The 13,394-nt window shown below is 46.8% G+C and carries 14 protein-coding genes; 8 read left to right on the forward strand and 6 right to left on the reverse strand.

The window, feature by feature from the left end:
• Positions 1 to 39: 39 nt before the first annotated feature.
• The 7 genes from ICN34_RS07580 to ICN34_RS07610 are packed head-to-tail and all read left to right on the forward strand — an operon-like array spanning position 40 to position 4,674.
• Positions 40 to 741 carry a hypothetical protein gene (locus ICN34_RS07580; protein WP_216121810.1) on the forward strand — a complete coding sequence of 234 codons (702 nt, stop codon included), beginning with the start codon at positions 40 to 42 and terminating at the stop codon, positions 739 to 741.
• Positions 717 to 1,445 carry a hypothetical protein gene (locus tag ICN34_RS07585; protein WP_216121813.1) on the forward strand — a complete coding sequence of 243 codons (729 nt, stop codon included), beginning with the start codon at positions 717 to 719 and terminating at the stop codon, positions 1,443 to 1,445. Before ICN34_RS07580 ends, ICN34_RS07585 begins: the two co-directional genes overlap by 25 nt.
• Before the next feature lie 28 nt (positions 1,446 to 1,473).
• Complete coding sequence (queE, locus tag ICN34_RS07590) at positions 1,474 to 2,127, forward strand: 7-carboxy-7-deazaguanine synthase (RefSeq protein ID WP_072583008.1); 654 nt, start codon at positions 1,474 to 1,476, stop codon at positions 2,125 to 2,127.
• A gap of 35 nt (positions 2,128 to 2,162) precedes the next feature.
• Positions 2,163 to 2,627, forward strand: coding sequence for a 6-carboxytetrahydropterin synthase QueD (gene queD, locus ICN34_RS07595; RefSeq protein WP_072583007.1), 465 nt, complete (start codon positions 2,163 to 2,165; stop codon positions 2,625 to 2,627).
• On the forward strand, positions 2,628 to 3,086 hold the full coding sequence (gene tadA / locus ICN34_RS07600) for a tRNA adenosine(34) deaminase TadA (RefSeq protein ID WP_072583006.1): 459 nt from the start codon (positions 2,628 to 2,630) through the stop codon (positions 3,084 to 3,086).
• Positions 3,083 to 4,027 (forward strand): LD-carboxypeptidase, encoded by a 945-nt coding sequence (locus ICN34_RS07605; RefSeq protein ID WP_072583005.1) that lies wholly within the window; start codon positions 3,083 to 3,085, stop codon positions 4,025 to 4,027. Before tadA ends, ICN34_RS07605 begins: the two co-directional genes overlap by 4 nt.
• Positions 4,027 to 4,674 carry a heme-binding protein gene (locus ICN34_RS07610; protein ID WP_255538607.1) on the forward strand — a complete coding sequence of 216 codons (648 nt, stop codon included), beginning with the start codon at positions 4,027 to 4,029 and terminating at the stop codon, positions 4,672 to 4,674. The genes ICN34_RS07605 and ICN34_RS07610 overlap by 1 nt, the downstream gene beginning before the upstream one ends.
• Here ICN34_RS07610 and ICN34_RS07615 read toward each other — a convergent pair.
• The 5 genes from ICN34_RS07615 to ICN34_RS07635 are packed head-to-tail and all read right to left on the reverse strand — an operon-like array spanning position 4,671 to position 10,228.
• A complete protein-coding gene (locus ICN34_RS07615) occupies positions 4,671 to 5,558 on the reverse strand; it encodes a 23S rRNA (adenine(2030)-N(6))-methyltransferase RlmJ (protein ID WP_072583004.1) in 888 nt (295 codons plus the stop codon). The two genes, ICN34_RS07610 and ICN34_RS07615, sit on opposite strands and share 4 nt — an antisense overlap.
• Before the next feature lie 6 nt (positions 5,559 to 5,564).
• Complete coding sequence (locus ICN34_RS07620) at positions 5,565 to 6,356, reverse strand: phosphatase PAP2 family protein (protein ID WP_216121815.1); 792 nt, start codon at positions 6,354 to 6,356, stop codon at positions 5,565 to 5,567.
• A gap of 5 nt (positions 6,357 to 6,361) precedes the next feature.
• Positions 6,362 to 7,621 (reverse strand): glycosyltransferase family 9 protein, encoded by a 1,260-nt coding sequence (locus ICN34_RS07625; protein WP_216121817.1) that lies wholly within the window; start codon positions 7,619 to 7,621, stop codon positions 6,362 to 6,364.
• Between the two features lie 17 nt (positions 7,622 to 7,638).
• Complete coding sequence (locus ICN34_RS07630; RefSeq protein ID WP_216121819.1) at positions 7,639 to 8,682, reverse strand: lysylphosphatidylglycerol synthase transmembrane domain-containing protein; 1,044 nt, start codon at positions 8,680 to 8,682, stop codon at positions 7,639 to 7,641.
• 49 nt (positions 8,683 to 8,731) lie between these two features.
• Positions 8,732 to 10,228: a glycosyltransferase family 39 protein gene (locus tag ICN34_RS07635; RefSeq protein WP_216121821.1), complete on the reverse strand. Its 1,497-nt coding sequence runs from the start codon at positions 10,226 to 10,228 to the stop codon at positions 8,732 to 8,734.
• Positions 10,229 to 10,275: 47 nt separating this feature from the next.
• Between ICN34_RS07635 and ICN34_RS07640 the strand changes: the two genes are divergently transcribed.
• Complete coding sequence (locus ICN34_RS07640; protein ID WP_216121823.1) at positions 10,276 to 11,073, forward strand: DUF3047 domain-containing protein; 798 nt, start codon at positions 10,276 to 10,278, stop codon at positions 11,071 to 11,073.
• 50 nt (positions 11,074 to 11,123) lie between these two features.
• Here the strand turns inward: ICN34_RS07640 and ICN34_RS07645 are convergent, their stop codons facing one another.
• Positions 11,124 to 13,391, reverse strand: coding sequence for a cation-translocating P-type ATPase (locus tag ICN34_RS07645; RefSeq protein WP_216121825.1), 2,268 nt, complete (start codon positions 13,389 to 13,391; stop codon positions 11,124 to 11,126).
• Positions 13,392 to 13,394: the final 3 nt, after the last annotated feature.

The raw sequence follows: 13,394 nt of genomic DNA on the forward strand, positions 1-13,394 counted from the left end.
ATTATTTTGTAAAGTTCTCAATTAACGTAGGAGATATCAATGAATTTATCACGCCGTACTTTTATTGCATCAGCCGCATTAGCTCCCGTCGCTTGTGGCGTTCCTCTCTCATATGAGCGTGGGACACCAGTTGCCCAGCCAAAACCTTTGCCAGCAGTGCGCGCCCCTCAAGTAGGTCAGGCGTGGTCTTATATCAAGCGCAATGTATTTGATGGGAAAAACCTAGGAATCATTACTGAGCGTGTTGCTAGTGTTGGCTCGACCATTGTGATTGAACGCACGGATGAGAGCGGCGGCAAGCTGCCGAATGAAGTGCAAGGCCCATGGGGTGTTGTGCAGACCGATCCACAGTGGTCGCGTACGATTAGCTTTAATCCGGCTATCCCGTTATGGCCATCAGAGCTATCTTCCAGTTGGAATAAGCAGCTCAATACCAAATACAAATTAGCAGGCTATCCAGATTCCGCCTATAGCTGGCAGGAGTTTATGGGTGCACATGGCTGGGAACAAATTACTGTGCCTGCCGGAACATTCTTAACTTTGCGTTATCAAAACCTCATTAACTATGAAAGCAATGATGACAATAAGGTCAATTGCATTCGCAAAGAAACGATTTGGTTTGCGCCAAGTATTGGGCGCTGGGTTGCGAGGGAATCTTCTGGCTCTTACATGATTCAAGGCCAACTAGGCATGCCTAATTTAGAAGATAGTTTTCAATGGCAACTGACTTCTTACAAGTAAGCGCTTTGCGTCGCCTTGTCTTATTGATGCTGCCAGTCTTACTGGCGGCATGCATCTCATCTCAACCCTACCCTGGGGGTATTCTTGAGCCTCAGCCCATACCAGCTCCAGTGGTAAGGGCGCCCAAGGTAGGTCAAGAGTGGGTTTATCAAGTTCGCAATGTATTTAATCAAGAGATCGTAGATACGGTCACCGAAAAAGTAGTTTCTGTTGGCAATGAAGTACGCATTGCTCGCACGAGTCTTAAGGCGGGACCACTTCCTGATGAAGTTCAATCGCCCTGGGGTTTTGTTGTGCAAGATGCCCATTGGAGTCCAACTCAGAAGTTCACAAAGCCCATTCCGATGTGGCCGCTACAATTACAGGCAGGCTGGAGTGGGTTCTTTACCACCCAATATCAAGTGCCCGGATACCCCGATGGCAGTTATTACTGGGGTCTCGGTATGACTGCATCGCAATGGGAGCGCATTCAGACCCCTGCGGGGCAATTTTTGGTATTACAGATTCATAATGAAATCCCGAATTTTGTCAGTAATGACCTATTTAGGGTTGGTAATGAGCGGCAAGAGGACTTGTGGTTTGCGCCAGAAATCGGACGATGGGTTATTCGGCGTAGTTCAGGACGCTATATCACTACTGGCATCTATTGGGCTAATGCCTACTGGGAAGACTATCTGGAGTGGGAGCTAATCTCCTGGAGATAAGCAAAGCGCTTAAAATAGACGCATTGCTATGTATACCGTTAAAGAACTATTCCCCACACTTCAAGGCGAAGGCACCCACACTGGTAGGGCTGCCGTATTTTGTCGTTTTGCTGGATGCAATCTTTGGAGTGGGCGTGAAGAAGATCGCGCCTCAGCGATTTGCCAGTTTTGCGACACCGATTTTGTAGGTAGCGATGGTGCTGGCGGTGGCAAGTTTGAAACTGCTGCCTCACTTGCTGATGCAATCGAGACTTCATGGCGTAGTACTTCAGCTGGTCCGCAGCAGCGTTATGTAGTTTTCACTGGTGGGGAGCCGCTCTTGCAATTGGATGAAGAGTTGATCGCTGCACTTCATCAAAAAGGTTTTGAAGTGGCGATTGAAACGAACGGCACCATTAAAGTTCCCAAAGGAGTTGATTGGGTTTGTGTAAGTCCTAAAGCTGGCTCTGATCTGATTGTTCTTCAAGCGGATGAGTTAAAGCTAGTCATCCCACAAAATGACCACCAAGCATTAGAAAAACTCATGGCCCGCTTTGAGGGAATGGATTATCGCAATCGTTTCTTGCAACCCATGGATGGGAAAAACCTTAAAAGTAATACTGAGTTAGCAGTAAGCTTATGTCAAAAGCGTCCCTTATGGAGATTGAGCCTGCAATCTCATAAACTGATTGGGATTCGATAGTTGACTGAGCTCAAATAGGATTAATTAAGCACTGAATGACAAATAAACAACCTGCCATCTCCATTACGCGCCGCCTTGAGTTTGACTCCGGGCATCGTATTCCCAATCATGATGGTCAATGTCGACATCTGCATGGACATCGCTATGCAATAGAAGTCACGCTGACTGGTGAAGTGGCTGATCATCCTGGCAAAGCAGATGATGGCATGGTGCTCGACTTTGGCGATATCAAACGCTTAACAAACCAATACGTAGTAGATCTTTGGGATCATGCATTTTTGGTGGCTAAAGAGGATGAAGGGCTGGTTGCATTCTTGTCAACCTTACCTGATCACAAGACGGTCATCATGGAGCATGTCCCAACTGTTGAGAACTTAGCTAACGCGGCCTTTGTAATATTGAAACCCGTTTTCAGTAAAGCTTTTAGTGGCCGCTTAGAGCTCTCTTCTATTCGTCTTTATGAGACGCCCAATTGCTGGGCTGACGTGCATGTTGTGTAAATGACGCAAACAGAGCTTGACCAGCAATATATGCGTATGGCAATTGAGCAAGCTCAGTTGGCAGCGCAATCAGGTGAGGTTCCTGTAGGCGCAGTGCTAGTTCGGGATGGCCAAGTCATATCGAGGGCATTTAACAAGCCGATTGCAAACCATGATCCTAGTGCTCATGCTGAAATGCTGGCCTTGCGAGAAGCAGCGCTAGCCGAAGAGAATTACCGTATCCCTGGCAGCACCTTATATGTCACTCTTGAGCCGTGTGCGATGTGCTCCGGTGCTATGCTCCATGCTAGGATTGATCGAGTGGTTTATGGGGCGCAAGACCCCAAAACAGGCTCTGCTGGTAGCGTGCTAGATATATTTTCTTCAAAACAGATTAATCACCAGACCAGTGTTGAAGGTGGCATCATGAGTGAAGAGTGCGGTCAATTGCTGCGTGATTTTTTTAAGGGGCGACGTTGAAATCCATTCACCTCATTGCTCCTTCTGGAGCAAGCTTAGATAGTAAAAGCCCATTGGCTGGTATTGACTGGTTTGGACATCAAGGTATTACTATCTATAACGTAGATTGCGTACATCGTGGCCATGAACGCTTCGCTGGCAATGATGATGAGCGTCTTACTGAGTTAAATGCCATATCCAAATTAGAACCTCAGACTGTAGTGATGTCTATGCGCGGCGGCTACGGTCTCCATCGCTTGCTACCCGGTATTGAGTGGCAAGCAATTGCAAAGGCTATTCAAAACGGCTTGCAAGTATGTGGTCATAGTGATTTCACTGTCTTTCAGTTGGGATTGCTAGCAAAAACTGGTGCCATTTCTTTGGCTGGTCCGATGCTGAACTATGACTTTGGAAGGTTAGGTGATGATGGTTCACCGGTAGTGCCGGATGAGTTTATGTGGAAGCATTTCCAGGCCGCAGCTCAAGACCGAAGACTAGATTGCCAAGTGTCGACCCCACAATCTTTCTTGGGTAATAAAGACGCGCACTCAATCACAGGTTTATTGTGGGGCGGTAATTTAACGGTTCTGGCTGGTTTAGTTGGCACACCATATCTTCCAAGCGCTCAGCAAACGCAAGGCGGGATCTTATTTTTGGAAGATGTGAATGAGCATCCTTATCGAATTGAAAGAATGTTGATGCAACTTTTAGATGCAGGCATTCTTGCAAATCAATTAGCCATATTGTTGGGTGGATTTTCTGCCTATCGTCTTTACGACAACGATAAGGGGTATTCGCTCGAGCGCGCTATTGAGGCGATACGCAAACGTTTGCCGGAAGCGATTCCAATTTTGACCGGGCTGCCATTCGGACATCAGGCCAATAAATTAACTTTGCCTGTTGGTGCGCAAGCCGATTTACATTTCAATTCAAATGGATTTGAACTTAAAGCACAGTGGTAATGTTTACTGAGACCAGTGTGGGAAACTCTTTTTTTAAAAGTCTTTTAGTTTTCATTGCACTCACCTTTACTGGAGCAGTCATGGCAACCGAAGAGCCAAAATATGCTATTCTCGAAAAAGAACCACCCTTTGAAATCCGCTCTTATGCACCCATGATTGTTGCTGAGGTACAAGTTGAGGGTGATTTAGATGAGGCCTCGAGCCAAGGGTTTCGCTTGATTGCTGCTTATATTTTTGGCCAGAATCAAGTGAGCGAAAAAATTGCAATGACTGCGCCAGTGACAGTCGAAGATCAAGCGGTGAAGAGCGCAAAGATTGCAATGACTGCACCGGTAGGAATTGAGTCTAAAGCCGGCAAATGGACAGTGTCGTTCGTGATGCCTGCTGAATATACGATGGAATCGATACCCAAGCCCATGAGTCCGCAAGTGCAATTGCGCCAAATTCCCGCAGTAAAAAGGGCAGTCATTAGTTTTAGTGGTTTTTATAATAGCCAGAAAGTGGCCGAGAAAACGCTAGAGCTGGAGCAGTGGATGAAGTCTCGTAATTTGCAAAGTGCCGGCACTCCTAATTTCGCACGTTATAACCCGCCTTGGACTTTGCCCTTCATGCGTCGCAATGAAGTCATGATCACCTTACGTGACTAGTTCTTAGCTTCGAAGCTCTTCAATAAAAATTGGCCGCCGCCATTGATGCCTAAAGCCTTCGTTAAGGTCGGTAGTGCCTGGGCCAGATGTTTTTCTAGAGTCCAGGGTGGATTGATAATAAACATCCCGCTAGCTTGCAAACGGCGCTCACCTGGCGCATTTTCAACTCGTAACTCTGTATGTAACCACGAGCGTTTATGTGCGGTAGCAATTTTTTTCAGACGGTCAGGTAGAGCTGCCGATTCTCTTCTAGAAAGTACCGGGTACCAAATTGCATAGCAGCCCGTGGCGAAGCGTTGCAGCGCCTCTTCCATGGCGAGCTCAAGATAACGATAGTCTTGCTTGTCTTCGTAAGAAGGGTCAATTAATACGAGGCCGCGTCGACTAGGAGGGGGCAGTAGTCCCTTGAGTCTGGCAAAGCTATCCTCAGCATAAATATCAATCTGTTTAGACTGTTTTAGTTCGCCAATATTGTGGCGCAGAATATCGATCTCTTTGGGGTGCAGCTCAAAGAGCTTGAGTCGATCTTGTGGACGCAGCAGACGTGCCAGAATAAAGGGGGAGCCAGGATAGGTATTTAGATGGCCCTCAATGTTCTCAGCATCAATGCACTTCAAGTACTCTTGGATGCTCTCGGGGATTGGGGTGTTTGCGTGATGGCAAGTTTCTACATATTGCTTGAGGCGAAAGATTCCGCCATCAGCTTCTTTACTCACTGTAGAAAAGCCATCTTGCAAACTATAGATGCCAGCACCTGCATGGGTATCAACAAAGGTAATGGCAACAGGCTTCTCTTGAAGGTATTGAACCAAGTGAATTAAGGTAAGGTGCTTCAGGATGTCTGCGTGACTTCCCGCATGAAATGCATGTCGATAGCTAAACATCTTGAATTATTCTGCCTTGCGAGGCGCTTGAGTAAATTGCGCCTTGACATAAAAGACTAGGGTGAAGGCCACTATGGCAATGGAGAGATACTGCAATGGCAGATTTAAGTCCAGATCCATGATTTGCGTAAGGTGGGCGTACATTGCGATAACGCCGCCAAGCGCAATCAGATGCGACCAGATTTTTCTTGGCCCAAGTTGATTTTCCGGAAATTGATTAGCCGCTAGGGCCCCGAGCATTCCACACCAAATACCAACACCTGCGCCACCTAAAACGTCGGTGAGCCAATGGGCGCCTACAGCGCTACGTGATAAGCCCACTAAAGTGGCAAGCAAAAACAGCAGCATCAATGAATCACGTTTAACTTTACCTACGGAAAAATACAAGGCGCTTGCAATAGCAAATGCAGTGAGCGTATGACCAGATGGGAAGGCTTTATGGAGTAACGCTTCACCAATGCGATAAAAGCTGCCATCAGTTAGGACGCCTGCAGGTCTTGGCAGGTCGAAGAGGCCTTTTAAGACTGTGCTTGCTAATGCGGCTATCCCGCCAGCAAAAATTCCAGCAGTCAGCATCCTTGGCGCAAGTAACAGTAATGGAAAGGCAAGTGCAAACACTCCCCAACCATTACCTAAAAAAGTAAGCCAAGCCCAAAGGGTGTCTGGCAGTAATTGCGTAAAGCGGTTAATGAATAAAAAAGTACTGCTTTGAAACTCACCAAAGTAAATTACGCAAGCGAGCGCAATTGGAGCTAATGGAATGAACCAAGAAAATGTGGGAATTGCCTTTTTGCTCATCCAGCTTAGCGAGCCTTTGCCTTGTCAGCATCTTGCAATTGCTTGATTACTTTATCCAGGACTTGTGGAACGGTGATGGCCTGCATGCACACGTTGTCTTGACAAGGGGTTTTACGGTGATTGGCAGCACTTACGCAGGGCGAGCAAGCTAGATTGGCAGTGATCGCAATGGAATTGCCAACAGAACCATAAAGGGCTGGAGTCTCCGGTCCAAAGAGAACGACTGTTCTCAATGGCGTCACGGCTGAAAAGTGACCAGGACCAGAGTCGTTGGTAACCATGACATCTGATAGCGTGTACAACGGTGGCAGCTCAGCAAAGCCGACCTGTCCAGCAAAATTTAATGCATTTTTAACATTGGCAACAGCACGAACTTTTTCTACGTAGACAAACTCAGTAGGTGAGCCGGTAATTAAGATGAGATCGTTGGGATATTGCTGATGGATTGCTTGAATCAATTCAGAAAAACGCTGTTGTGCCCAGCGGCGTTGTGGAAGAAGATCGCTTGCATTCGGATTGATCAGAATGAGACGATCCTTCCCCGAGATGTAATTGATGCGGGCCTCTTTAGCCATTTTTTCAATACGCTCGCGCACCTTTTCGAGGGCGCTTGGATTGATGACGGCTTGCTCGAGGCGTACTTCAGAGTCCGGAATCTCAATCTTGCTAAATGGAACTTCAATTTTTTGGGCAAACGCCGCATGAATTAAAGATAGAAAATTCTTAGTAATGTGAATATGCGGGTTGTAATGCACCTTGCGAGTGAGCATGAAGCCGCGCCACAATCCTTCACCATGAAAAATGTGATACCCCACGCGACGACGAGCGCCACACATGCCAGTCAGTAGGGCAGTAAATCGAGAGAACAACTCTAGGTCAATAACGGTATCAATACGGTGCTTGCGAGCAAGTATCAGAAAGCGCAGCGTATCTTTAATTAAGCCACCTAAGCTAGATGAGTCAATTGTGAAGATATTGTCTGGTTTAACGGTATTGAGTAAAGTCAGGCTGGCGCGATTGCTTTTGAAGATCAAGAAAAACAATTCTGCTCCACGAGCTTTTGCATTGCGCATTGCAGGATCTACCAGAATGGCGCTTCCCATTTCCGAGAGTTCAATAAAGAGTAATTTTTTTGGAGTCTCTGGGCCGTGATTGAATATATTTTTTATGCGATCAATCAAAGCGATAAATGGGCTAACGATTGCACAAAGAGGCACACCGACCCAATGATCAATCGCGCGCATAGTGTTGACACTAATAGTCATATTTTGGCTCTAAAAAATTATTTTCGTTTTAATAAAAAATAGGCGCCTGGCAACACCGATAAAACAGTAATTGCTCCGTAGCTAATGGAGGCTAATACTGTTAGCGAGGGGTTAACACCCCATAAGGCCAGGACCGATGAAAGGGTGGCTTCACGCAAGCCCCATCCCGAAATGCTAATTGGCAACATGAGCAACAGGCTGAGCGCAGGTAAGCCAATCATTAAGCCTTCAATAGGTGCATCTACACCGTAAGCCTTAAGACAAAAGAGTAGCGTCAAAATAGTGAGGAAATGAATGCCAATCGCCAGGCATGCTTGAGCAATATTGTTAGGCCACGCAAACGCTAGCTGGATACCAGGCATGGCTTTGTTCATATTGAAACGTTCTAAGAGTTTTTGCAGGAGTTGCTTGCTCGGCCCCCAGGCAAGGATAAGGGCGATTGCTACGCCAGCAAGCAGCATTACCGCCATGACTGCGTAGCCCAAATCTTGACCCCAGGCTGCGAGGGTGGCGCCACCCAATATCAAGCCAATCCCGCCTAGTAAATTGTTACCCGCTAAACCAAGAAGGCGATCTACCAACACCATCGAAAAACTTAAACGCAATTTAGGTGTGGCGTGCTCAAGGTCTACTGAGTGATGAAGTTCATCATCCAACTCTTTGGTTTCCGAGAGATTGCCGGTGCTGGTCAAATGCGTTGCAGTAATGGCGCGATAACTATCGCCACCCAAGGTGCTAGGCAGGCCTTGGTTTATGAGACCGCCGGCAAAGTAGAGGCCAATGTAAGAGCGAATACGGCGGGGAAATCCCACTCTTTGCATAAACAAGCCCCAGCGATATCCGCCACAAATAAATGCCAACATCATGCTTACTAGAGCCGCCAAGAACCATAGAGGCTGCATCTGAATATGGGTATCAAATAGTGAGCGCCAATCAATTCCACTCGTTGCTTTCCAAAGCAGAGCAACGGAGAGTAGAACGCGAATAGTAGGCCAAGCCTTCTTGAGAATGGATTTCCACCCCGATTGGGTCTTTGGGGTGGGTTGGGCTGGTGAACTCATAAGCGTAAGGATAATGCCTCGGGCGCCTAAGGTCTTGAATTTGGGGGAATTACTCCGCTTGGCCAGGGCCTTGCCAATGACTGCAGAGGCTAAAGTCAAATTTAGATAGAACTTGACCAAATCGGACGATTTCTAGGCTATCCAAGGGCTCGCAGGCTTGAAAGGCTGCTTTCTTACCCACCGGTATAGGGTATGGCATGCCAGACCAGCTAATCAGAAGTACATTTGCCCCCTTTGGCACATCCCCAAACCAGAGATCAAACTGATCCTGTCTCTGGTCTAAAACATAAACTGGTATAGGTGAAGCATACCAAGCAGCTCGACTTCCTAAGGTCCAGTTTTGAACAGCAATGCCATCGGCTTTAGTGGCCTTAGCAAGGCCTGCTGCCTTTTGACCCGCCACTTTCCAGCCATACAAATCCGCAATTGGATTGGACTTGACTGAGGCCGAACTAATACCGCCTGACAATACGTATCCAAAGCCGATGCAACATAAAGCAATTTGAACAAAAAATAAAATACGAATCCAGTAACGATGTTGTGTAGCCCAAGCTTTTGCTAAGCCAATTCCGGCAAATGGTGCGAGACAGAACCAAGCAGGCGAAGTCCAGTGAGGAAGTCCACCTCCGCCAGAGAGGCTGACAAAAATTGCAAATGGAATCAAAAAGAATCCGAAGAGCGCAAGCAATGACAGTTTTGTAGCGTGCATGCAGTCTTTTAAAAACACAACAGATCCCAAGATGAAAAGAGGACCAAAGACTAGTATTTGAATGCCGATATAAGCGCCTAGCCTGCGCCAGAGCCATTCTCCACCGCCACCATGGGCAAGTTGATATTTGAATGAAATCCAATCGTTAGCCCAATTCCAATACACGACGGGGGTGATCAGGAGTAGAGCGCTTAGTGTGGCAATCCAAAAACCTACTTTGGTGATCCATGGTTTTCTTGGCGTACTCAAAAATACCAACAGCAACGCAAGCGCAGTAAAAGCGGCCGTGTATTTACTTAAGCCAGCTAGGCCTAACAAAACGCCAGTAATAATCCAATCGCCAATGCTAAATTGGTCTTTACTTAACCACCGTAAAGCCATCCACATCAGACCAAGACTTAATGGCGCAAGTAAAGTATCCGGTAGTAAACCGATCGCCAGAATGTGCAACATGGGTGCAGCGATAACTGTCAAGACTGCCATTAGTCCACATAAGTTTGTTGATGGCAGTGCACTGGTGAGATAGCCAGCGTTGCGCCCACGAATAAAGTGATGCACCTCAACCGTAACTTCATAAACTAAGTAACAAGAAAGAATCCATAGCAACTCTGGGATGAGGCGAATGATGCCTTCTGAAGAGGTGAGCGTCACTAAGGGCCACTGAATCCAACCCACCAACGGTGGGTGATCAAAATAACTCCAGGCTAAATGTTGGGCATATAGCGCATAGTGGGCCTCATCAACTGAAAACTCTATTGAAAAGCCCAGAGCCAGGTGCACTACCGCGGCAATAAGGACGCAGATTGCAGCCCAGCTGGAAGGTGATTGTTGGCGCATTCGATAATTTTAGTCTCACAAAGACCATTCTTTGGGACAATTAAGACATGCTCAAGCAAGTCCTTTCACTTTTAATCCTTGGTGCAGTCGTATTTTTGACTGGCTGTGCTGGGCTGGGCGGAGAATCTGTGCAAAACGAGGCAGGACAGGCATTTAATGTGGATCAATTGCCGGCGCAAGAAGAGATGCCCAAATTCTCGTCTGAAACTGCGCGGGCTGGCATGCCTAATGGCTGGAATTTTTACCGCATTGCACCTTTTAAGAAGAATACGGTATATCGCTTAGAAAACTATCAAGGCAGAACAGTCTTGAGCGCAAATTCCAAAACATCTGCCTCCGGATTGGCTGTGAAGTTACGCCCCCGTCAGGCAACCAATTTATGGCTGCAGTGGGAGTGGAAGGCTATCAACCCAATCGCCAATGCTGATAATGCTGATGCTTATGCTGACGATGCTCCACTGCGTATCTTGGTCGCATTTGATGGCAATAAGTCAAAGTTACCTTTAAAAGAAAAAATGACATTTGAGATGGCTAATCTCATTAGCGGGCAAGAAATGCCCTATGCCACATTGATGTATATCTGGTCCGGAAAATCCCCTGTTGATACCATCATTCCGAATGCGCATACCTCTCGCATCAAAATGATTGTGGTGGATTCTGGTTGGGATAATTTGGATCAGTGGCATAAGCATCAGCGTGATTTAGCGGCCGACTATAAGCTTGCTTATGGTGAAAACCCCGGCCAAATCATCGGCATCGCCTTGCTGACTGATACAGACAATACCAAATCAGAAGCGCGTGCGTATTATGGTGATATTGAACTTATTCGCAAGAATCAAAAATAAATTACTTCCAAATAAGTGACAATATGCAAGTAAGCAATGCTTCTTATTTGTTAATGCGCAGGACGCCAGCGCTTGAGTAGTAAGGCGTTGCTAAGAACACAGAAGCTCGATAAGGCCATGGCACTGCCAGCTAGCATGGGTGACAGATAACCGAGCGCTGCCAATGGAATCCCGGTAGCATTAAAGATAAAAGCCCAGAATAAATTTTGCTGAATCTTTTTCCAGGTCCGCCTGGAGATATCGATAGCATTCGCAACCAGAGTGGGATCACCTCGCATTAAGGTAATCCCGGCAGCTTGCATGGCCACATCAGTGCCCGTAGACATTGCCATACCCACATCTGCAGTTGCCAAAGCAGGGGCATCATTCACGCCATCTCCTACCATTGCAACAAATTGACGTTCACCATCTTTCGATTGGAGTTGGCGAATAATTTCTGCTTTATTGCTTGGCATAATTTTTGCAAACACTTCTTGAATGCCAATCGTTTTGGCAACACGATTGGCTGCAGCTAGATTGTCACCAGAAAGCATTACTGCGCGAATATGCAACTTATGTAGTGAAGTAACCGCCTCTTGAGCGTTATCTTTGAGTTCATCTCCAAAGGCAATGATCGCAATGGGTGAGGAAGGATTTTCTTGATTCATTAATACGGAGATGGTTTGACCGGCATCAAAACAGGCTTGTGCCTTTGCAAGTATTGCGGAGTAGTGTGGATTGCCTTCTAACGATGCAATGCTTTGTAGGTTCAGACTAAGGCCCAGAAAAACGCCAGCGCTTGGCCTGCCGCTGATACCAATGCCGGGCAGGGCTTTGCTGTCTGTTGGCGTGATGGGATTTAAGCCCCTTTGTTTAGCGGCATCTAACAGTGCTTTTGCAAGAGGGTGCTCACTACCAAGCTGTAAACCTGCTGCACTCGCGAGAATGTCATCAACCGCATATGAATCACCAAAAGGAATAATCTCTAGCAGTCTTGGTTTGCCAATAGTGAGGGTGCCTGTTTTATCGAAGGCCACTATGTTTAAGCGATGCGCTAACTCTAATACCTGTGGATCTTTGATGAGGATTCCAAAACATGCTGCCACGCCAGTCCCTGCCATGATGGCTGCAGGTGTTGCAAGACCCAGGGCACATGGACATGCAATAACGAGAACTGAGACTGCGCGCAATATGGCGACAGATGCAGAGTCCAAATAAAACCAGTTCGCTAATCCAGTAATGATTGCAATCCCAATCACGCTAGGAACAAAAATTGCACTTACTTGATCGACTAATTTTTGTATAGGTGCTTTTTGGGTTTGCGCATCCTCTACTAAAGAAATAATTTTTGAGAGAACGCTCTCAACGCCTACCGCCTGGGCCTCGATCACTAACAGGCCTTCCCCATTGAGTGAGCCGCCAATGACCTTTTCACCAAGATGTTTTTTGACGGGGTCGCTTTCTCCAGTGAGGAGGGATTCATCAACATGGCTGTTGCCAAGTAAGATGATTCCATCCACCGGTATACGTTCACCTGGCAACACTAAGACGCGATCTTTAGGGAATACCTGATCTAGAGGAAGATCTCGAAATTGGTCTAATGCAGAGTTCTCGCTGATAACAATATTTCGCTCGATGACTTTGGCATGCTCTGGCCATAGCTTTTGCAAAGCACGTATCGCTTCACTAGTTTGTTGTTTGGCTCGGGCCTCTAACCATTTGCCAAGCATGACCATGCAGATAATGACAGCTGATCCCTCAAAATAGAGCTCGTGACTTGCATGAGGTGATGCAATCATTTGGTACGCACTTAAGCCATAGGCTGCACTCGTGCCGAGCGCTACCAACAAATCCATGTTGCCAACACCTGACATCAGAGATTTGAAGCCTGCTTTATAAAAACGCCAACCTAAAAAGAATTGCACTGGCGTTGCAAGCAATAGTTGCCATGTCGGTGATAGCGACCAATGAATGCCAAAAGGCATGAGGAACATGGGTAGAAAGAGTGGAGCTGAAAGGCTAAAGCCTAGAATGACGCGACCCAGACCATCAGTCCCCCAGAACAATTTAGAGGGGGCTAACTCAGGAATGCCGTGGGGCGCACTGATTTTGGCTGAATAACCTGTTTTTTGTACTAAAGCGATGATGTCATCGATTTTGACCCCGGAATCAGCGTTTACGCGAATTTTGGCTTGTTCAGTTGCCAAATTCACGCTGGCCGCTTCCACGCCGGGAATCTTGTCTAGAGCCTTTTCAACCCTGCCAACGCAGGACCCACAGGTCATCCCGCCGATATCTAGAGTAAATAGCTCTGAATTAGTGTCTTTTTGGGGATCCATATA

The organism is Polynucleobacter sp. Tro8-14-1, from assembly GCF_018881655.1.
Taxonomy (GTDB): domain Bacteria; phylum Pseudomonadota; class Gammaproteobacteria; order Burkholderiales; family Burkholderiaceae; genus Polynucleobacter.

What these genes read in the sequence shown, in the direction of transcription:
- ICN34_RS07635 (WP_216121821.1), bottom strand. Translation starts at nt 10,228, where the DNA reads ATGCGCCAACAATCACCTTCCAGCTGGGCTGCAATCTGCGTCCTTATT.
- ICN34_RS07625 (WP_216121817.1), bottom strand. Translation starts at nt 7,621, where the DNA reads ATGACTATTAGTGTCAACACTATGCGCGCGATTGATCATTGGGTCGGT.
- ICN34_RS07620 (WP_216121815.1), bottom strand. Translation starts at nt 6,356, where the DNA reads ATGAGCAAAAAGGCAATTCCCACATTTTCTTGGTTCATTCCATTAGCT.
- ICN34_RS07580 (WP_216121810.1), top strand. Translation starts at nt 40, where the DNA reads ATGAATTTATCACGCCGTACTTTTATTGCATCAGCCGCATTAGCTCCC.
- ICN34_RS07615 (WP_072583004.1), bottom strand. Translation starts at nt 5,558, where the DNA reads ATGTTTAGCTATCGACATGCATTTCATGCGGGAAGTCACGCAGACATC.
- ICN34_RS07610 (WP_255538607.1), top strand. Translation starts at nt 4,027, where the DNA reads ATGTTTACTGAGACCAGTGTGGGAAACTCTTTTTTTAAAAGTCTTTTA.
- ICN34_RS07640 (WP_216121823.1), top strand. Translation starts at nt 10,276, where the DNA reads ATGCTCAAGCAAGTCCTTTCACTTTTAATCCTTGGTGCAGTCGTATTT.
- queE (WP_072583008.1), top strand. Translation starts at nt 1,474, where the DNA reads ATGTATACCGTTAAAGAACTATTCCCCACACTTCAAGGCGAAGGCACC.
- queD (WP_072583007.1), top strand. Translation starts at nt 2,163, where the DNA reads ATGACAAATAAACAACCTGCCATCTCCATTACGCGCCGCCTTGAGTTT.
- tadA (WP_072583006.1), top strand. Translation starts at nt 2,628, where the DNA reads ATGACGCAAACAGAGCTTGACCAGCAATATATGCGTATGGCAATTGAG.
- ICN34_RS07585 (WP_216121813.1), top strand. Translation starts at nt 717, where the DNA reads ATGGCAACTGACTTCTTACAAGTAAGCGCTTTGCGTCGCCTTGTCTTA.
- ICN34_RS07630 (WP_216121819.1), bottom strand. Translation starts at nt 8,682, where the DNA reads ATGAGTTCACCAGCCCAACCCACCCCAAAGACCCAATCGGGGTGGAAA.
- ICN34_RS07645 (WP_216121825.1), bottom strand. Translation starts at nt 13,391, where the DNA reads ATGGATCCCCAAAAAGACACTAATTCAGAGCTATTTACTCTAGATATC.